The organism is Bradyrhizobium sp. Arg237L, assembly GCF_029990105.1.
Classification (GTDB): Bacteria; Pseudomonadota; Alphaproteobacteria; order Rhizobiales; family Xanthobacteraceae; genus Bradyrhizobium.
Genome location: NZ_JAQMIL010000009.1, coordinates 153,788 through 170,551 on the forward strand (window position 1 = coordinate 153,788; position 16,764 = coordinate 170,551).

The 16,764-nt window shown below is 63.9% G+C and carries 19 protein-coding genes; 15 read left to right on the forward strand and 4 right to left on the reverse strand.

Annotated features, from left to right (window positions below):
- Positions 1-2: 2 nt before the first annotated feature.
- Positions 3-1,379, forward strand: coding sequence for an FAD-binding oxidoreductase (locus tag OZ411_RS08095; RefSeq protein WP_282527501.1), 1,377 nt, complete (start codon positions 3-5; stop codon positions 1,377-1,379).
- Positions 1,380-1,750: 371 nt separating this feature from the next.
- On the forward strand, positions 1,751-2,803 hold the full coding sequence (locus OZ411_RS08100) for an AraC family transcriptional regulator (RefSeq protein WP_130580167.1): 1,053 nt from the start codon (positions 1,751-1,753) through the stop codon (positions 2,801-2,803).
- Between the two features lie 146 nt (positions 2,804-2,949).
- On the opposite strand, the gene OZ411_RS08105 is transcribed toward OZ411_RS08100, so the two are convergent.
- Positions 2,950-3,915 (reverse strand): glyoxylate/hydroxypyruvate reductase A, encoded by a 966-nt coding sequence (locus OZ411_RS08105; protein WP_282527502.1) that lies wholly within the window; start codon positions 3,913-3,915, stop codon positions 2,950-2,952.
- A 245-nt stretch (positions 3,916-4,160) separates the two neighbouring features.
- Between OZ411_RS08105 and OZ411_RS08110 the strand changes: the two genes are divergently transcribed.
- The 3 genes from OZ411_RS08110 to OZ411_RS08120 all read left to right on the forward strand — a co-directional run bounded on the left by OZ411_RS08110 (position 4,161) and on the right by OZ411_RS08120 (position 6,350).
- Complete coding sequence (locus OZ411_RS08110; protein ID WP_130580165.1) at positions 4,161-4,529, forward strand: YciI family protein; 369 nt, start codon at positions 4,161-4,163, stop codon at positions 4,527-4,529.
- Entirely contained in the window at positions 4,526-5,803 is a 1,278-nt protein-coding gene (locus OZ411_RS08115; protein WP_130580164.1) for an RNA polymerase sigma factor, read from the forward strand. The genes OZ411_RS08110 and OZ411_RS08115 overlap by 4 nt, the downstream gene beginning before the upstream one ends.
- Before the next feature lie 133 nt (positions 5,804-5,936).
- Positions 5,937-6,350, forward strand: coding sequence for a VOC family protein (locus OZ411_RS08120; RefSeq protein ID WP_130580163.1), 414 nt, complete (start codon positions 5,937-5,939; stop codon positions 6,348-6,350).
- A gap of 119 nt (positions 6,351-6,469) precedes the next feature.
- On the opposite strand, the gene OZ411_RS08125 is transcribed toward OZ411_RS08120, so the two are convergent.
- Positions 6,470-6,919 (reverse strand): hypothetical protein, encoded by a 450-nt coding sequence (locus OZ411_RS08125; RefSeq protein WP_130580162.1) that lies wholly within the window; start codon positions 6,917-6,919, stop codon positions 6,470-6,472.
- Positions 6,920-7,105: 186 nt separating this feature from the next.
- Between OZ411_RS08125 and OZ411_RS08130 the strand changes: the two genes are divergently transcribed.
- Positions 7,106-7,672 carry a histidine phosphatase family protein gene (locus tag OZ411_RS08130; protein WP_282527503.1) on the forward strand — a complete coding sequence of 189 codons (567 nt, stop codon included), beginning with the start codon at positions 7,106-7,108 and terminating at the stop codon, positions 7,670-7,672.
- Positions 7,673-7,681: 9 nt separating this feature from the next.
- On the opposite strand, the gene OZ411_RS08135 is transcribed toward OZ411_RS08130, so the two are convergent.
- Complete coding sequence (locus OZ411_RS08135; RefSeq protein WP_282527504.1) at positions 7,682-8,470, reverse strand: SDR family oxidoreductase; 789 nt, start codon at positions 8,468-8,470, stop codon at positions 7,682-7,684.
- 162 nt (positions 8,471-8,632) lie between these two features.
- On the opposite strand from OZ411_RS08135, the gene OZ411_RS08140 reads away from it, so the two are divergent.
- The 9 genes from OZ411_RS08140 (at position 8,633) to OZ411_RS08180 (ending at position 15,045) form a co-directional block, all read left to right on the forward strand.
- The gene (locus tag OZ411_RS08140; protein ID WP_282527505.1) at positions 8,633-9,286 is read left to right on the forward strand and encodes a glutathione S-transferase family protein; all 654 of its coding nucleotides are present in this window, start codon (positions 8,633-8,635) and stop codon (positions 9,284-9,286) included.
- The gene (locus tag OZ411_RS08145; RefSeq protein WP_282527506.1) at positions 9,287-9,655 is read left to right on the forward strand and encodes a nuclear transport factor 2 family protein; all 369 of its coding nucleotides are present in this window, start codon (positions 9,287-9,289) and stop codon (positions 9,653-9,655) included.
- 148 nt (positions 9,656-9,803) lie between these two features.
- Positions 9,804-10,217, forward strand: coding sequence for a YciI family protein (locus OZ411_RS08150; protein ID WP_282527507.1), 414 nt, complete (start codon positions 9,804-9,806; stop codon positions 10,215-10,217).
- A gap of 152 nt (positions 10,218-10,369) precedes the next feature.
- A complete protein-coding gene (locus OZ411_RS08155; protein WP_282527508.1) occupies positions 10,370-10,789 on the forward strand; it encodes a YciI family protein in 420 nt (139 codons plus the stop codon).
- Between the two features lie 32 nt (positions 10,790-10,821).
- Complete coding sequence (locus OZ411_RS08160) at positions 10,822-11,187, forward strand: hypothetical protein (protein ID WP_282527509.1); 366 nt, start codon at positions 10,822-10,824, stop codon at positions 11,185-11,187.
- Positions 11,188-11,379: 192 nt separating this feature from the next.
- Complete coding sequence (locus OZ411_RS08165) at positions 11,380-12,075, forward strand: TetR/AcrR family transcriptional regulator (protein ID WP_130580154.1); 696 nt, start codon at positions 11,380-11,382, stop codon at positions 12,073-12,075.
- Positions 12,076-12,194: 119 nt separating this feature from the next.
- Positions 12,195-12,689, forward strand: a complete 495-nt coding sequence (locus OZ411_RS08170; protein ID WP_130580153.1) for a DUF2852 domain-containing protein — start codon at positions 12,195-12,197, stop codon at positions 12,687-12,689.
- 165 nt (positions 12,690-12,854) lie between these two features.
- The gene (locus OZ411_RS08175; RefSeq protein ID WP_282527510.1) at positions 12,855-13,634 is read left to right on the forward strand and encodes a serine acetyltransferase; all 780 of its coding nucleotides are present in this window, start codon (positions 12,855-12,857) and stop codon (positions 13,632-13,634) included.
- Positions 13,635-14,073: 439 nt separating this feature from the next.
- A complete protein-coding gene (locus OZ411_RS08180; protein ID WP_282527511.1) occupies positions 14,074-15,045 on the forward strand; it encodes a Na+-dependent transporter in 972 nt (323 codons plus the stop codon).
- A gap of 211 nt (positions 15,046-15,256) precedes the next feature.
- Here OZ411_RS08180 and OZ411_RS08185 read toward each other — a convergent pair whose 3' ends face one another.
- Positions 15,257-16,330 (reverse strand): tartrate dehydrogenase, encoded by a 1,074-nt coding sequence (locus tag OZ411_RS08185; RefSeq protein ID WP_282527512.1) that lies wholly within the window; start codon positions 16,328-16,330, stop codon positions 15,257-15,259.
- Between the last annotated feature and the right edge of the window lie 434 nt (positions 16,331-16,764).

Sequence of the window (16,764 nt, forward strand, 5' to 3'; positions counted from 1 at the left end):
CCATGACGGCAGATCGATCTGTTGCCGCTGCTGCGGCCAAACTAGGCAAAACCTTCACGGGGCAACTCCTCAAGCCCGCAGATGCAGGCTACGAGGAGGCAAGGAGGGTGCACAACGGGCTGGTGGACAAACGCCCGGCGTTGATCGTGCAATGCCATAACCCGGCAGACGTGACCGAGGCGATCAAGCTTACGCAAGAGCTGGGCCTCGAGGTGGCGGTTCGCGGCGGCGGCCACAATGTGGCAGGACGCGCGACGACCGATGGCGGCGTTATGATCGACTTGGCGCCGATGAAAGCGATTCAGGTCGATCTCAAGAACCAAACGGTTCGCGCGCAGGGCGGGGCTACCTGGGCCGATCTCAATCGGGAGACGCAAAAGCACGGCCTCGCAGTGACGGGCGGCGTTGTCTCGAGCACCGGGGTCGCGGGGCTCACTCTCGGGGGCGGTTTGGGCTGGTTGATGGGCAAGTATGGGCTCGCCCTCGACAATCTTTGCTCCGTCGACCTCGTCGACGCCGAGGGCAAAGCCATGCGGACCGCCAAGGACGAAGAGCCCGACCTGTTTTGGGCCGTGCGCGGAGGAGGCGGCAACTTCGGCGTGGCAACATCATTGGAATATCAGCTGTATCCGATAGGCCCGACTGTCACGGGCGGCTTGCTCGCGTACCCGTATGACCACGCCCGCGATGTGCTGAGATTTTTCCGCGAAAGCACTGCGTCCCTGCCTGATGAACAGACATTGTTCGCCGCCCTCACTCATGCGCCCGATGGCTCCGGCGCCAAGCTGGCGGCGATGGTGACGAGTCACTGTGGTTCGCTTGACGCCGGCGAAAAGGCGGTATCGCCACTCAAGCAATTCGGATCTCCGATACTGGATGCGGTTGGTCAGATGACCTACTGCGACCTCAACGGCATGCTCGATGCCGGCTATCCAAAGGGGGCATTCAATTACTGGAAATCGACCTTCCTGAGACAGTTGAGCGATGATGCAATCGACACCATGATCCAGTGCTTCGCGCGCTGTCCGAGTCCGATGGGGCAGCTTCTGCTCGAGCACATCCACGGTGCCGTTGCGCGGGTTGGCGTCCAGGATACGGCCTTCCCGCATCGAGCGAACGGCTACAACTTCATCGTATTGTCTCAATGGACCGAGCCGGCAATCACCGACCAGTGCATCGCCTGGGCGCGTGAGACATATGCGGCGATGGAGCCCTTTGCTGCCGCTGGCCGATATGTGAATTACCTCGGCGACGATGAGCCCGGCGACGCGGTTTCGGCCGCCTATGGGCCAAACTACCGGCGTCTTCAGGAACTGAAGACAAAGTACGATCCGAAAAACTTCTTCCGGATGAACCAGAACATTCGGCCATTGGGCTGAAGCCCGGCCCGGAGGCGGCGAAGTGCCATGTTTGCAACCGCGCCTGGCCTAAAGGGCCAGGCCGGCGGCCCGGGGCCAATGCCGACTATGCCGCTTCCAGCCACTGATCGATTTCTGCGCGCAACAAGCCGACACGGCCATTTGCGACGATTGCGGCTAAAGGCTGGTTGTTCTCGCCAGTGAAGAAAGCTGCGGTCTCGCTGGCCGCCACAATCTTTACGCGACGCGTACCAGCTCATCACGTACAGAGAGCGGCGCGCCGCGCTCGGTCATGTCGCGCAGCCTACCTCCCGCCTTGTGAACCATTTCACACTTGCAGCGAGCGCGGTGCGATATCATTTCTTGAAGGGGCCTCGAAACGGGAGGCCGAGATGACAACGTCATCTCACCTTTTGCGATGGTCGACCGAGATGCTGCCGGAGCGCGCGCGGCTCTCCACGTTCCGCGAGGAGTTTGCGCGGCAGAACCTCGCCCTGGACGTGATAGATCACAGCGGCGGGCGACCGCGTATCGACGTCACCTACTTGCCGCTCGGTGCGGTTGGCGTTTGTAGCGTTGCCGCCACGCCGGTGGAGTTTATTCGTCACAAACTCCACCTCAAGGATAGCCGTGACCAATTCGGACTGAACATCGTCGAGACCGGACCGGTCCGATTTGCAACTGCTGGCCAGGAACGTGTCTATGATGCCGGCTCCGCTTGTTTGATTGACCGCGGAAGGCCGCTGCGAGTATTTGGGCCGCGTGGCGCCAGAGTCAGATACGTAATCGTGCAGGCTGCCGCCCTCAGGTCTCTGGTTGCGCAGCCGGAAGATCTATCGGGTCGGCCGGTGCGTCCTGGACCCGCGCTTAGACTCCTCGACCGGTACCTGCGGTCGCTCGCATCCCTCAAAGAACCTCCGTCATCAGAACTGGCCTCCACCATCGGCGTACATCTGCTCGATCTCGTGGCCGCGACGCTCGGGCCGACCGCCGAAGCTGCAAACATCATTACGGACCGTGGTGCGAAGGCAGCCAGGCTGCAGGCAATCCTGGCTGAGATCGCGCAACGATTCAGCGATCCCAATTTCGATCTGGACAATGTCGCCGCTGCGCTCGGCATGTCGCGGCGATACGTGCAAAAACTGCTCGAGGGGACCGGGAAGTCGTTCACCGAGCATCTTGCAGGATGCCGGCTTGAGCGGGCCTTCGCGATGTTGACTGACCCGCACCATCTGCATTTGGCCATCATCGATATCGCGTTTGCAGTCGGCTTTGGTGACGTTTCTCATTTCAATCGCACGTTCCGCCGGTACTTCGGCGAGACGCCATCAGGAGTGCGCGCCGCATCGACCCATGCGGAAGCAGAAGTGATCCTGCGACCCCTCACAGTGCGCGGGCGAGGCCGCCGCGCACTTCGCGCCACATCTGCGTTTGTGAATAGCTGAAACCCGGGACGACAGTTGGGCTAGAGCGCGATGACTTTTCTTCGAAACGTCATCCCGCTCCATCTTTAGGTTGGGGCATGATCTCCGCGCAAACGCTTCGCGTTTGTCGCGAGGGAAGCCGGTACCCACTTTTCCGGGATTATGCTCTAGTATCCCCGCCCACGGTCGACCACGTTCTCCAGCGCACCGCCGGCTTCGAAGCGCTCGATCTGCTGCGCGACATATTTCGAGATCTCGTCCGGGTCGGTATCGGCCGCATTGTGCGGCGTCAGCACCACCTTCGGATGGCTCCAGAACGGGCTCGCCTGTGGCAGCGGTTCGGTCTCGAAGACGTCGAGCGAGGCGGCACCCAGCGTGCCGTCGTCAAGCGCGCGCAGGATGTCGGCCTCATCCTGTAGTCCGCCGCGGCCGGCATTGATCAGGACCGGCGCGCCCATCGGGCTGCTGCGGTTCAGTTTGGCAAAGACGTCGCGGTTGAGGATGTGCCGCGTGTCCGGCGTCAGCGGCAGCAGGCAGACCAGGATGTTGGTCTCTCGCAGGAAGGCGCCGAGCTGTTCTGTCCCGGCAAAGCATTCGATGCCATCGACCTGCTTGGCGCTGCGGCTCCAGCCGACCACGCGGAAGCCGATCCGCGCGATCACCTCTGCCGCGTTGGCCCCCAGCGTACCCATTCCCATGATGCCGACCGTGATTGCGCCTGCGGCCCATTGATACCGCGGCGCCCAGAGCCTCTCGCGCTGCGACTCGCGCAAGTACAGTTCCTGGCGGTGATGCATCAGCACATGCAGCGTCACATATTCCGTCATCCGGCCGGTGAGGTCGGAGACCGCGACACGGACCAGCGGCACGTCTGGCAGGGAGGCATCCGCCATCAGCGCGTCGACGCCGGCGCCGAGATTGAAGATCACGCGCAGATTCGCAAACGCCGCAAGCTCGCCCGGCAGCGGCTTCCAGACCGCGGCGTACTGCACCTCGGAACGATCGATACTTGCATCGGGCAGCACCAGCACACGCCTGTTACGGCAGACCTCGTCGAACCGGGCCTTCCATCGCACCGGCGACCAGTTTTCGGTGCCGCCATGCACCAGCAGCGCCAGCGCGCCTTTCGCCATTTTCGCACCCCAAATTATCAGCGTGACCTTCATCACATACCGGATAGAACCGGTCGCATACTCTCCTGCCACCAATCAAGCGGAGACTTTGAGATGCGCAAATTGATCCTGATTTCCGCGGAAGCTGCCGCCTCGCAATGACGGAGGGGTGCGGAACCCACTTCTTCTCCTCTCGAAATTTCTTCTAAGCCTTGTCGGCTGCGGGCATAATCGTTCGTCTTCAACACAACGGAGATGCCTGACGCATGCTGTATGCCATCCTTTGCTATCACGACGAGGACATGGTCGGTTCCTGGACCAAGGAACAGGACGCGACCGTCATGAAGAAACTTGCCGTCGTGCAGGAGAAGCTGGCCCAGCAGGGCCGGCTTGGGCCGGTGGCGCGGCTGTTGCCGACCACGGCGGCGACCACGCTGCGCAAGGACGATCCGCCGCTCGTGCTGGACGGTCCCTTTGCCGAGACCAAGGAGCAACTGCTCGGCTTCTATGTCGTCGACTGCAAGAATCTCGACGAGGCGCTCGACGTCGCGCGCGACCTCGGCGCGGCCAATCCGGGCGGCGCCTATGAGATCCGCCCCGTGGGGGTTTTCAATCCCGGGAGTGTTCAGACGTGACCGATACCGCCTGGATCGACGCCGCGCTAACCTCGGCGCGACCCCAGGCGGTCGGCGCGCTGCTCCGCTATTTCCGCGATCTCGATCGGGCGGAGGAGGCGTACCAGAACGCTTGCCTGCGCGCGCTCAAGAGCTGGCCGCAGAACGGCCCGCCGCGCGATCCCGCGGCGTGGCTGATCATGGTCGGCCGCAATGTCGGGATCGACGATATCAGGCGCAGCCGCAAGCAGGAGGCGCTGCCGGATGACGACCAGGCGATCTCCGACCTCGACGACGCCGAGGACGCGCTCGCCGAGCGGCTCGATGGCTCGCATTACCGCGACGACATCCTGCGGCTGTTGTTCATCTGCTGCCATCCCGACCTGCCGCCGACGCAGCAGATCGCGCTGGCGCTGCGCATCGTCTCCGGCCTTTCGGTGAAGCAGATCGCGCGCGCCTTCCTGGTCAGCGAAGCGGCGATGGAGCAGCGCATCACCCGCGCCAAGGCGCGTGTGGCGGACGCGAAAGTGCCGTTCGAGGCGCCGGGCGCGGCCGAACGCAGCGAGCGCCTCGCTTCCGTCGCGGCGATGATCTACCTGATCTTCAACGAGGGCTATTCGGCGAGCGGGGACACCGCCGAGATTCGCAGCCCCCTCTGCGAAGAAGCGATCCGGCTGGCGCGGCTGCTGCTGCGCTTGTTCCAGAGCGAGCCGGAGATCATGGGGCTGACCGCGCTGTTGTTGTTGCAGCACGCCCGCGCCGCGGCGCGGTTCGATGCTGATGGCGCCGTGATCCTGCTTGAGGACCAGGACCGCCGCCTGTGGAACCAGACCTTGATCGCCGAGGGGCTGGCGCTGATCGACAAGGCGATGCGCCATCGCCGCAGCGGGCCCTACCAGGTGCAGGCCGCGATCTCCGCATTGCATGCACGCGCCGAGAAGCCCGAAGACACCGACTGGCTACAGATCGAGCTGCTCTACGGCGCGCTCGAGATCATGCAGCCCTCGCCGGTGGTGACGCTGAACCGCGCGGTGGCGGTATCAAAGGTGCGCGGACCGGAAGCGGCGCTCGAGATGATCGATCCGCTCGCCCAGCGGCTGCAGAACTATTTCCACTTCTATGGCGTCCGCGGCGCCTTCCTGATGCAGCTCGGCCGCAACGAGGAGGCGCGCGTCGCCTTCGACCGCGCGATTGCGCTCGCCAACACCACCGCGGAGGCCGCCCACATCCGCATGCATCTCGACCGCCTGATCCGCGACAGCCAGCCGCGTGGCGCCAAGTCTTCGAAGAAATAAAAGTCTTCGAAGAAATAATTCTGCGATCTTTGTCGGATACGGGCTTCGAAGTTCGTCCAGAGGGCATGATCCGGCCATGCTTGGACAACAAGATCGTCGACGGCGACAGTGGCATCAACCCAAGGAGCGAGCGATGCAAGTCAATCCCTATCTGTTCTACAGCGGCAACTGCGAAGCAGCGCTGAAATATTATGAGAAGGTGCTCGGCGCGAAGATCGAGGCGATGCTCACCCATGAGCAGGCGCCGGAATCGATGCCGGTCGCGCCCGACTGGAAGAAGAAGATCATGCACGCCAAGATCACGATCGACGGCGAGATCCTCATGGCCTCCGATTCGCCGCCGGAATATTTCCACCAGCCGCAGGGCTTCGCGGTCTCTCTGACGGTCGAGGACCCAGCCGACGGCGAACGCAAGTTCAAGGCGCTCGCTGAAGGCGGCACCGTGACCATGGCCTTCACGCCGACCTTCTGGGCCAAGGGTTTTGGCATGTGCGTCGATCAGTTCGGCATCCCCTGGATGGTGAACTGCCCGGCGGAGGGGATGTAATCGACGCTGCGACCGTAGCGCCGTAGGGTGGGCAAAGGCGCGCAAGCGCCGTGCCCACCATCAACACTCCGCTCGCGATGGTGGGCACGCTTCGCTTTGCCCACCCTACGCGATCCCGTTCATCGGCACCGCGGATAGATCGCCGAGAGGTCGCGCCCGCGCAGCAGCAGAAGCCGCGACGTCAATCCGCCGTGGCTTACGATCCAGCCACGCACCGGCCCCGGATAGGCCTCGAGCACCGCCTCGGAGGCCTCCGGCTCGGCATAGAAGCGGCCGCGTCCGTCGACCGAACGCGCGGCATGGAAGCCGAGCACGGCACGCCGCGTCACGCAGATGCGATCGTTCGGGACCATCGAGAGCACCAGCGTGCAGGCCGACAGGCACGGCCCGTCGATCACCACGCGCTCGCCGGAGGCGCGCACGCGCGCGAACAATTCGATGAAGGGCTCGACCTCTCCGCCCGGGCTTGCCAGGATGCGGACCTCGGCGCGCGCGAACGAACTTACTGCGAGCAGCGCCGCTGCGATCAAAGCCGCCTTGATCACCGCCCTTGACGTCGCTCTTGGCATCCGCGGGCTCCCTGATTTCCTCGTTCCCGTCGCATATTTAACGGCGTCGCATGCGGCAAGATTTTGTCATGCGTGCGCCCGCCTTGGGCAAGTCGCGACAGAAGGCGCGGACATCGTCTAAACTGGCGACTGCATGCGATTCCTTCGCATGATGCTGCTCGCCGCAAGGCTGGCCCAGGCTTCAAGATGAACATCGAAACCAATCTGTGGCTGATCCGGCACGCCCCTGTCGATGGGCCGAAAGGGGTCATTCATGGCCCGGACGCGCCGGCCGACCTCGGCAATCAGGCGGCCCTTGCCGCGCTGAAGGCAAGGCTGCCGCAGGGCGCGTTTGCGGTCTGCAGCCCGGCGCGCCGCACGCGGGAGACCGCGGCGGCGCTCGGGCTCGCAGCGGCCGAGAACGCCGCCTTTCGTGAACAGGATTTCGGCGCCTGGACCGGGCGGCGCCACAACGATCTCGTGGCCGAACTCGGCGACGCCTATCATGCGTTCTGGCGATCGCCGGCGAGCAATCGGCCGCCCGGCGGCGAAAGCTTTGTCGATCAGATCGCGCGCGCGAGAGAAGGGCTTGCATCGCTGCCGGCAGGCGATGCCGTGCTGGTCGTGCATTCCGGCACGATCCGCGCAGTGCTCGCGATCGCGCTCGGCCTTCAGGCCGAGAACGCCCTGCGCTTCGTGATCGATCCGCTGTCGCTCACCCGGATCGATCGCCTGGCCGATGGCTGGCGCGTCATCGCGGTCAACCAGCGCTAAGACGTGTCTCTAGCCGTTCCGCCCCTGTCCGCGCAGCGTCGGCAATCCGATGCCGGCGGCATCGAAACCGCCGTCGACGGCGAGGATCTGCCCGGTGATGTAGCTTGCGCGTTCGCTGCTGAGGAAGAAGATCGCTTCCGCCAGTTCCTCTTCGAGACCGTAGCGGTTGAGCGGGATCGCGTCGTGATAGTCCGCGCGGATGGCCGCCGTATGCACCGCTTTCGCCATCGCGGTGTCGACCGGGCCCGGCGCCACCGCATTGACGCGGATGCCGAGCGAGGCGAGCTCGACCGCAAGCTGCTTGGTCAGATGCGCAAGCCCCGCTTTGCTGGTGCCGTAGGCCGAGCGCAGCGTCGAGGCGCGCACCGCCGAAATCGAGGTGATGTTGACGATGGCCCCGCCGCCATGCTCGCGCATCAGCGGCGCGGCTGCCTTGGCGCAGAGGAACGGTCCGGTGAGGTTCACCGCCAGGATCCGGCTCCAGTCCGCGTCCGACGTCTCGAGCAGCGGCGCGAACACCGCAACCCCGGCATTGTTGACGAGCGCATCGAGCCGACCGAAGCGTTTTTCCACCGCGGCAACTGCCGCAGCGACGGCAGCGGCGTCGGAGACGTCGCAAGGCAGCGCCAGCGTGTTCTCGGCCTGCTTGAGGCCTGCGACCGCGTCGTTCAGCAATTCGCGCTCGATATCCAATAGCGCGACGCGCCAGCCCTCGGCGAGGAAGCGCCTGGCGGTGGCAAGCCCGATGCCGCGCGCCGCCCCGGTGACGAGCGCGACCTTCTGCGAAGATGAAGTCATGAATGTTCCGATGTTTTCCGATATCGGTTCCTGTTGCGCCGTCTACCCGGCGAAAGCAAGGTCTGCGGCCGCGAAATAAATCCGCCGGCGATGTCGGGCGCCCTGAGCCCTGCTTCGTCTTCCCTGTGGCGGCACATCCGGCCGCCGGCAACAGGAGTTTCCATGTCGCTCACGCTGCATTATCACCCGCTGGCGTCGTTCTGCTGGAAGGTGCTCATCGCCCTCTATGAGAACGACATCCCATTCGCGCCCAATCTGGTCGACCTCTCCAATCCCGCCGAGCGCGCGGCGCTGTTGAAACTGTCGCCGATCGGGCGATTTCCGGTGCTGCAGGACCATGCGCGGAACCAGGTCGTGCCGGAATCCAGCGTCATCATCGACTATCTCGACCGCCATTATCCCGGCCGCACCAGGTTCATTCCGCCTGACGCCGATCTCGCCTGGCACACCAGACTGCGTGAGCGCTTCTACGATCTCTATCTGCACCTGCCGATGCAGAAGATTGTCGGCGACCGGCTGCGGCCCGCCGACCGCAAGGACCCGTTTGGTGTCGAGGAGGCGAGGGCGCAGTTGCGCGCCTCCTACCGCATCATCGACGAGCAGTTGGCGCCCGGCGGCTGGGCGGCGGGCGAGGCGTTTACGCTTGCCGATTGCGCCGCCGCGCCGTCTTTGTTCTACGGCAACATGATGGTGCCGTTCGGCGACCGGCACGAGAATCTGCACGCCTATTTCGAGCGCCTGAAGGCGCGCCCGTCCTTCGCGCGGGTGATGAAGGAGGCGGAGCCCTATTTCAAGATGGTCCCGAAGGAGAGCTGAATGTCGTCCACCGACAAAGCCGGGATCATTCGCGCGATCTTCGCCGCCTATCTGGCGAACGACCGCCAGCGCGTCGAGGCGGCCTTCACCGACGATTTCCATTTCACCAGCCCCTATGACGACAATCTGGACAAGCCGACCTATTTCGCCCGCTGCTGGCGAGATAGCGACTGGATCGCGAGCCATGAGCTGGAACGGATCTTCGTCGAAGGCGACGAGGCCTTCGTGACCTATAGCTGTATGGCCAGGGACGGAAAGAACTTTCGCAATACCGAGTTCTTTGCCTTCGACGGCGACAAGGTGAAGCGCATCGACGTCTATTTCGGCGCGACCTATCAGGATGGCAAATTCGTCAAGCAGGGCGCGTAGGGTGGGCACGCCACCCGCGCCCAATTGCCGCAATTACCTCCAGAATAATTTTGCAGGACCTGTCGGTGCGGCAAGACCCGGTTCGTCTTATCTGCGAGTGCCTGAAGACAAGTGACCAATCAGTGACCCCCTAACGGAGCGCGAGACGATGCGATTCATGGTGATAGTGAAGGCCAACCGGGACACCGAAGCCGGCGTGATGCCCTCGACGGAACTTTTGGCCGCGATGGGCGCCTTCAACGAGGAGATGGTCAAGGCCGGCATCATGCAGGCCGGCGAGGGCCTGCATCCAAGTGCGAAGGGCGCGCGGGTCGGCTATGGCGGCGGGCAGCCCCGCGTCAGCCACGGACCTTTCAGCTTGAGCAACGATCTCGTCGCCGGCTTCTGGCTGATCGAGACCAAATCGCTCGATGAAGCGATCGACTGGATGAAGCGTGCCCCGTTCGAGGACGGCGAGATCGAGATCCGGCAGGTTTTCTCCACTGAGGATTTCGGCGAAGCATTGACCCCCGAACTGCGCGAGCAGGAAGAGCGCCTGCGCGCCCAGGTTGCCCGAAACTGACCCTCCCTGTCATTCCGGGGCGCACGAAGTGCGAACCCGGAATCCATCGGGCCACACACGCAAGCGGCGAAATGGATTCCGGGCTCATCGCTACGCGATGCCCCGGAATGACGATGGCGAGACTGACCTTCACCCACCCAAAGGAACCACCCATGCGATTCATGATGCTGATGATCCCGCTCGGCTACGAGACCGCGCCGCCGAAGATCGACCTCGACCCGGAACGCGTCGCCGCGATGATGAAATACAACCAGGCGCTGAAGGATGCCGGCGTCCTGATCGCGCTGGACGGGCTGCATCCGCCGTCGGCGGGCGCCCGCGTCTCCTTCGCCACTGGCAAGCCCGTGGTCACCGACGGACCCTTCACCGAATCGAAGGAAGTGCTCGGCGGCTACTGGATGATCAACGTGGCCTCGCGTGCGGAGGCGATCGAGTGGGCCAAGCAATGTCCGGCCAGCGAGAACGAGATCATCGAGATCCGCCAGGTGCAGGAAATGTCCGATTTCTCGGAGGAAGTGCAGAAGGCAGCCGCCGGCTTCGATGGACTGCAGCGGGATTCGGCACACCGTTAAGCCGAGGGTCCATCAACAAAGGAGGAGAACGCATGAGCGCGAACGATACCTATCTCGCCATCTTCGTGGGCAGCATGAACAATCCGAAAATGGCCGCCTGGCACGCGCTGCCGGAGGCCGAGCGGCGCGCCAAGGAGCAGCAGGGGATGGCGGCCTGGAAGGCTTGGGTCGACAAGCATCAGGCCGTGATCGTCGCCATGGGCGGTCCGCTCGGTAAGACCAAGAAAGTCGATGCCAGCGGCATCGCTGATATCAGCAATGAGCTGAGCGGCTTCACGGTGCTGCGCGCCAGTTCGCATGAAGCCGCCGCGAAACTGTTCGAAAACCACCCGCATTTTGCGATCTTCCCCGGCGAGCGGGTGGAGATCATGCCGATCCTGCCGATTCCGGGTGGTTAATCTGGCAGACCGTCATTCCGGGGCGATGCGATAGGCTAGCATCGAACCCGGAATCTCGAGATTCCGGGTTCGGCTCTGCGAGCCGCCCCGGAATGACGAGACGTTGTGCAACCGGGCGCGCCGTTAATCTTGATGAACGGCGCGCCTCGGCGCTAGTGACCTTTGCATCCGGCTCATGTAAGACCTCTTCACATGAGCTGGCGCAAGGATACGCGCCGCGGCGAGCGCGGCTATCATCACGGCAATCTGAAGGAAGCGTTGCTGCAGGCGGCGCTCGACCTGATCACGCAGAAGGGGCCGGCCGGCTTCACTTTCGCCGATGCCGCGCGCATGGCCGGCGTCAGCCCCGCCGCACCCTATCGGCATTTCCGCGACCGCGACGAACTGCTGTCGAGCATCGCCCAGCGCGGCTTCGAACAGTTCGAACAGCTCCTGACGCAGGCCTGGGACGACGGCCGTCCTGATACGATCACCGCGTTCGAGCGCGTCGGCAAGGCCTACCTCGCCTTCGCCCGCGAGGAGCCGGCGTTCTATTCCGCGATGTTCGAATCCGGCGTTCCCGTCGAAACCACGCCCGCTTTGATGGCAGCGAGCGAACGCGCGTTTGCAGTCATTCGTGCCGCTGCCGAGCGGCTCGCGGCTTTGGCGCCGCCCGGCATGCCGCGTCCGCCGGCGATGATGATGGCGCTGCACATCTGGGCGATGTCGCATGGTGTCGCTTCGCTGTTCGGCCGCGGCGACGCCGCGCGTCGCAAATTGCCGATGACGCCGGAAGAACTGCTGGAAGCCGAAGTGCTGATCTATCTGCGCGGTCTCGGCTTCCCCACCGAGCGCACGCCCGAGCCGGTGGACGAAAAGCCTGCCGGTCCGTGGGGAAAACCGAAATAAAATTGCCGAAATAATTTTGTCGCACCCCTGTGGGGTCCGCTTGACTTTCGGATTGGATCGGCCAAGTATGTAAATGTTATTTACATTCACAACGGCGTGATGCCGCGATGGAGACGGAAATGGCCTACACCGCAGATGTCAATCGATGGCGCGGCCCCGTGGAAGAACCGTACCGCCCACGCATGTCTGAGAGCCCGTGGCACCCCGGCTGGATCGCGGTGACCATCCTCGGCTTCATCATCTGGTGGCCGATCGGGCTCGCCCTTCTCTTTTACACACTCGGGAGCAGAAAAATGGGTTGCTGGAGTCACAACGATCGCGATCGCTGGCAGAACAAGATGGAGCGGATGCAATACAAGATGGATCGCATGCGCGACCACATGGAGCGCCGCGGCTTCGGCTTTGGCTTCGGTCCGCCCTCCAGCGGCAATCGTGCCTTCGACGAATACCGTGCCGAGACGCTGCAGCGGCTCGAAGAGGAGCAGAAGGAGTTCAAGGAATTCCTGAGCCGCCTGCGTCACGCCAAGGACAAGGAAGAGTTCGACGCTTTCATGAACCAGCATCGCCAGCGTCCGACTCCGCCGAACGACCAGCCCCCGCCGCAGCAGGGCTAAGTCATAAGGTCCAAAGCTAGCCTTCAGGCGATGTGCCCCCATAAAACCTGATGGCCCTGAGCCGCCCGTTTGCGAAAGCAGACGGGCGGTTTGGTTTTGTGATCGGCGGCACCCAGCTATAATAAACAGAGACGCCGGGCCCGGCGGTGACGGTGGGGTGAACGCATGGTCACAGATGGAATGGTATCGGCGGACGCGCTGTGGCAGTTGATCCGCCGCGAGTCAGAGGTCGCAGCTTCCGATCCGCTCTTGCGCGGTTCGTCTGCGGCGATTCTCGGTCATCCTGATCTCGGGCATGCCGTCGCCTTCGTGATCGGACAACGGCTGGGCACAGGCAATGACCGTCGCGCGCTGTTGACGCGCATCGCCAACGAGGCCTTTCACGCCGAACCCGATCTCGTGGAAGCGGCAAGCCGTGACCTGCAAGGCATCATTCGCCGCGATCCCGCGACACGAGGATTTCTTCCGCCACTGTTGAACTTCAAGGGCTATGTCGCGCTGCAGGCCTGGCGCGTCTCGCACTGGCTCTGGTGCCGCGGCCGTACTGACCTCGCGCTCCTGATGCAAAGCCAATCCTCCGAGCGGCTCCAGGTCAGCATCCATCCGTCGGCCTCGATCGGAACGTCGGTGTTCCTGGATCATGCCACCGGCATCATCGTGGGCGCATTCGCCTCGATCGGTGACGAGGTCACCATGCTGCAGAATGTCACTATCGGACGACAGCAGGCCGATCCCGACGCCGCGCCCCGGATCGGTCGCGGTGTCTTCATCGGCGCCGGGGCGACCATCATCGGGGATGTGAGCGTCGGCGATTTTGCCAAGATCGGTGCGGGCTCGGTGGTGCTCGCTGACGTCCCGCCCGGATGCACCGCGGTCGGCGTGACCGCGCGGCTGACCAATTGTCCTGATGTAAGCAGGACGGCACCGTCATTGCGAGGAGCGTAAGCGACGAAGCAATCCACGCCTCCACATGCGGCAAGATGGATTGCTTCGCTTGCGCTCGCAATGACGACGTCGTCCCGGGCTTGCGCGCCGCGGCGGAGCCTTGGCGTAGCCGGGACCCGGGACCCATAACCACAGGCCTTTGTGGTGTGCTCCGCTGTAGCCGCCTTGCTCGCGCCACAACGCATTCCGGTGGTTATGGGTCCTGGCCTTCGCCAGGACGACGCGGAAGCCTCTTGCCAACAGCGCCCGGCGATGCCAATCAAGTCCCATGGACGATTGCATGACCTTCACTGCGTCGCGCTGGTGGCGCTCCTTTTAGGGAGCGGCACGTCGTCTTGTCCTACATGCAAAACATGAACGAGTGCCGCCGCAGTCCGGCGGGCGCGTGTTCTTATCTCAACAGGCCTCTTCGTGCTGCGGCTCCATCAGGAGAACGCCAATGCCTGTTGCCTTGACTGCTATCATCGCCGCCATCGCCCGGCCGCTCGCATGGCTCGGCCGCCAGGGCACACGCGCCGTCGCCGCTTTGGTGTTCATCGGCATCGCGATCCCGCCGCTCGGAGAAGCCTTGCGGCCCTTCGTTACGGAAGCCGTCTTTCTCCTGCTCTGCATTTCCTTCATGCGCGTGGACATCTCCGCGCTGCGGCTCTATTTGCGCCGGCCTGCGATCGTCGCGGCCGCGACGGGATGGACACTGCTGGCGGTCCCGGCCATCACCGGCATGTTCTGGCTCGCGACGGGCCTGCGCACGGCGTCGCCCGATCTCTTCTTAGGCTTGATGCTGCAGGCAGTGGCTTCGCCGATGATGGCCTCCCCCTCGCTCGCGGCGCTGATGGGACTGGACGCCACGCTGGTGCTGATCACGCTCGTGACCGGCACCGCGCTGGTGCCGCTCACCGCGCCGCTGTTCGCCTATCTCTTCTTCAGCGCGGCCTTGACCTTGTCGCCGGTCGCACTCGGCGCAAAACTGTTCCTGATCCTGGCCGGCGCGCTCGCGGTCGCTGCGATCATCCGATGGCTGTTCGGGCTTGCCGCGATCGAGCGCCACAAGGCGCCGATCGACGGCCTGAACATCCTGATCCTCCTGGTGTTCGTGTGCGCGGTCATGGGCCCGGTCGCGCCGAGTTTCTGGCATGAACCGCTGCAGGCGCTCGGGCTGACGCTGCTCGCCTTTGCGGTGTTCTTTGCGCTCCTCGCCGGCACCATGCTGGTGTTTCGCCGCTTCGGCATGGAGCGGGCGCTTTCCCTGGCCTTGATGGTGTCGCAGCGGAACATGGGCCTGATGGTCGCCGCCACCGACGGCGTGCTGCCGGGCCTGACCTGGCTCTACTTCGCGCTATCGCAATTCCCGATCTACCTGTCGCCGCTACTGCTCAAGCCAATCATGGAACGGCTGACGAAGCGGCGGTAGAGACAGGTGCGGCAGAACTGCCGCCAGAAATAGCGCCGTCATTGCGAGGAGCGATAGCGACGAAGCAATCCATGCTTCCGCGGACGCGGCTCGATGGATTGCTTCGCGGAGCTTGTCATCGGGCGCGCGTTCGCGCGACCCGTTGGCTCGCAATGACGGCTGGGCAGTCATTCGTCCGAAGTTCTGCGCAAGAGCGGGGGAGAGGGGGGCTTCACACATTCGTGCCGTGAATCGCGTCGATCACGGCGTCCGTCACCTCTTTCGTCGTCGCTTTGCCGCCGACATCCGGCGTCAGCACGCCGGCGGCGCAGACGCGCTCCACCGCCGCCATAAGCCGCGTGGCCGCGTCCTTCTCGCCGAGATGCTCCAGCATCTGCGCGCCGGTCCAGAAGGTCGCGACCGGGTTGGCGATGCCCTTGCCGGTGATGTCGAAGGCCGAGCCGTGGATCGGCTCGAACATCGAGGGGAAGCGACGCTCGGGATCGATGTTGCCTGTTGGCGCGACGCCGAGGCTGCCGGCGAGCGCGCCTGCCAGATCGGACAGGATATCGGCGTGCAGGTTGGTCGCCACGATGGTGTCGAGGCTTTTCGGGTTCAGCGTCATGCGCACCGTCATGGCGTCGACCAGCATCTTGTCCCAGGTGACATCGGGGAATTGTTGCGCCACTTCGGCGGCGATCTCGTCCCACATCACCATGCCGTGACGCTGCGCGTTCGACTTCGTCACCACGGTGAGAAACTTCCGTGGTCGCGCCTGCGCGAGCCGGAAAGCATAGCGCATGATGCGCGTGACGCCGACGCGGGTGAAGATCGCAACTTCGGTGCCGACCTCCTCGGGCAGGCCCTTATGGGCGCGTCCGCCGGCGCCCGCATATTCGCCTTCCGAATTCTCGCGCACGATCACCCAGTCTAGATCTCCGAGGCCGACATTGCGCAACGGCGAGGCGACGCCGGGCAGGATCTTGGTCGGCCGCACATTGGCGTATTGGTCAAAGCCCTGGCAGATCGGCAGCCGCAGCCCCCACAGCGTGATGTGGTCGGGCACATCGGGCGCCCCGACCGCGCCGAAATAGATCGCATCGAACTTCTTCAGCTCAGTGAGCCCGTCCGCCGGCATCATGACGCCGTGCTTCTTGTAGTAGTCCGAGCCCCAGTCGAACGTCTTGAACTGGAAGGCAACATCGCCGGAGCGTTGCGCCAGCGCCTCCAGCACACGAACGCCCGACGAGATCACCTCGGGGCCGATACCGTCGGCAGGAATGGCGGCGATGGAATGGGTGCGCATGAGGAATCTCTCCCAGGGTATGATTTGTCGGATGCGTAACCCACCATCTCGCACGCGCCAAGCTTCTTGGTCATTCCGGGGCGCGCGCAGCGCGAGCCCGGAATCCATTTCGCCGCATGCTCTGCGGTTGGATGGATTCCGGGCTCGTCCTTCGGACGCCCCGGAATGACGGCGGAGAAAAATTCGCCAGCAATTCCAACCTGATTGGCCCCGTCCAGCCCTCACGCAAAAAACATTCCGCTTTCGCCGTCGGGCAAATCAGTGATTTAACTCCGCGCGTCTCACCCGAATGAGGGGCGGATCGCGATCGTCACGAACGTTGCGGTGAGATGCGGTGGACGTGATGCGTGCGACTGACGAGCGCGCGCATCACGGACGGCGAAGTCGTGTGGTCCTGGCGCCCCGACGCTGGCGCTAAGTTTTTCGCGCGAACA

Coding starts and splice junctions, on each gene's coding strand:
- OZ411_RS08095 (WP_282527501.1), top strand. CDS start 3: ATGACGGCAGATCGATCTGTTGCCGCTGCTGCGGCCAAACTAGGCAAA.
- OZ411_RS08100 (WP_130580167.1), top strand. CDS start 1,751: ATGACAACGTCATCTCACCTTTTGCGATGGTCGACCGAGATGCTGCCG.
- OZ411_RS08180 (WP_282527511.1), top strand. CDS start 14,074: ATGCCTGTTGCCTTGACTGCTATCATCGCCGCCATCGCCCGGCCGCTC.
- OZ411_RS08140 (WP_282527505.1), top strand. CDS start 8,633: ATGTCGCTCACGCTGCATTATCACCCGCTGGCGTCGTTCTGCTGGAAG.
- OZ411_RS08150 (WP_282527507.1), top strand. CDS start 9,804: ATGCGATTCATGGTGATAGTGAAGGCCAACCGGGACACCGAAGCCGGC.
- OZ411_RS08155 (WP_282527508.1), top strand. CDS start 10,370: ATGCGATTCATGATGCTGATGATCCCGCTCGGCTACGAGACCGCGCCG.
- OZ411_RS08130 (WP_282527503.1), top strand. CDS start 7,106: ATGAACATCGAAACCAATCTGTGGCTGATCCGGCACGCCCCTGTCGAT.
- OZ411_RS08110 (WP_130580165.1), top strand. CDS start 4,161: ATGCTGTATGCCATCCTTTGCTATCACGACGAGGACATGGTCGGTTCC.
- OZ411_RS08145 (WP_282527506.1), top strand. CDS start 9,287: ATGTCGTCCACCGACAAAGCCGGGATCATTCGCGCGATCTTCGCCGCC.
- OZ411_RS08175 (WP_282527510.1), top strand. CDS start 12,855: ATGGTCACAGATGGAATGGTATCGGCGGACGCGCTGTGGCAGTTGATC.
- OZ411_RS08165 (WP_130580154.1), top strand. CDS start 11,380: ATGAGCTGGCGCAAGGATACGCGCCGCGGCGAGCGCGGCTATCATCAC.
- OZ411_RS08105 (WP_282527502.1), bottom strand. CDS start 3,915: ATGGCGAAAGGCGCGCTGGCGCTGCTGGTGCATGGCGGCACCGAAAAC.
- OZ411_RS08160 (WP_282527509.1), top strand. CDS start 10,822: ATGAGCGCGAACGATACCTATCTCGCCATCTTCGTGGGCAGCATGAAC.
- OZ411_RS08135 (WP_282527504.1), bottom strand. CDS start 8,470: ATGACTTCATCTTCGCAGAAGGTCGCGCTCGTCACCGGGGCGGCGCGC.
- OZ411_RS08185 (WP_282527512.1), bottom strand. CDS start 16,330: ATGCGCACCCATTCCATCGCCGCCATTCCTGCCGACGGTATCGGCCCC.
- OZ411_RS08170 (WP_130580153.1), top strand. CDS start 12,195: ATGGCCTACACCGCAGATGTCAATCGATGGCGCGGCCCCGTGGAAGAA.
- OZ411_RS08125 (WP_130580162.1), bottom strand. CDS start 6,919: ATGCCAAGAGCGACGTCAAGGGCGGTGATCAAGGCGGCTTTGATCGCA.
- OZ411_RS08120 (WP_130580163.1), top strand. CDS start 5,937: ATGCAAGTCAATCCCTATCTGTTCTACAGCGGCAACTGCGAAGCAGCG.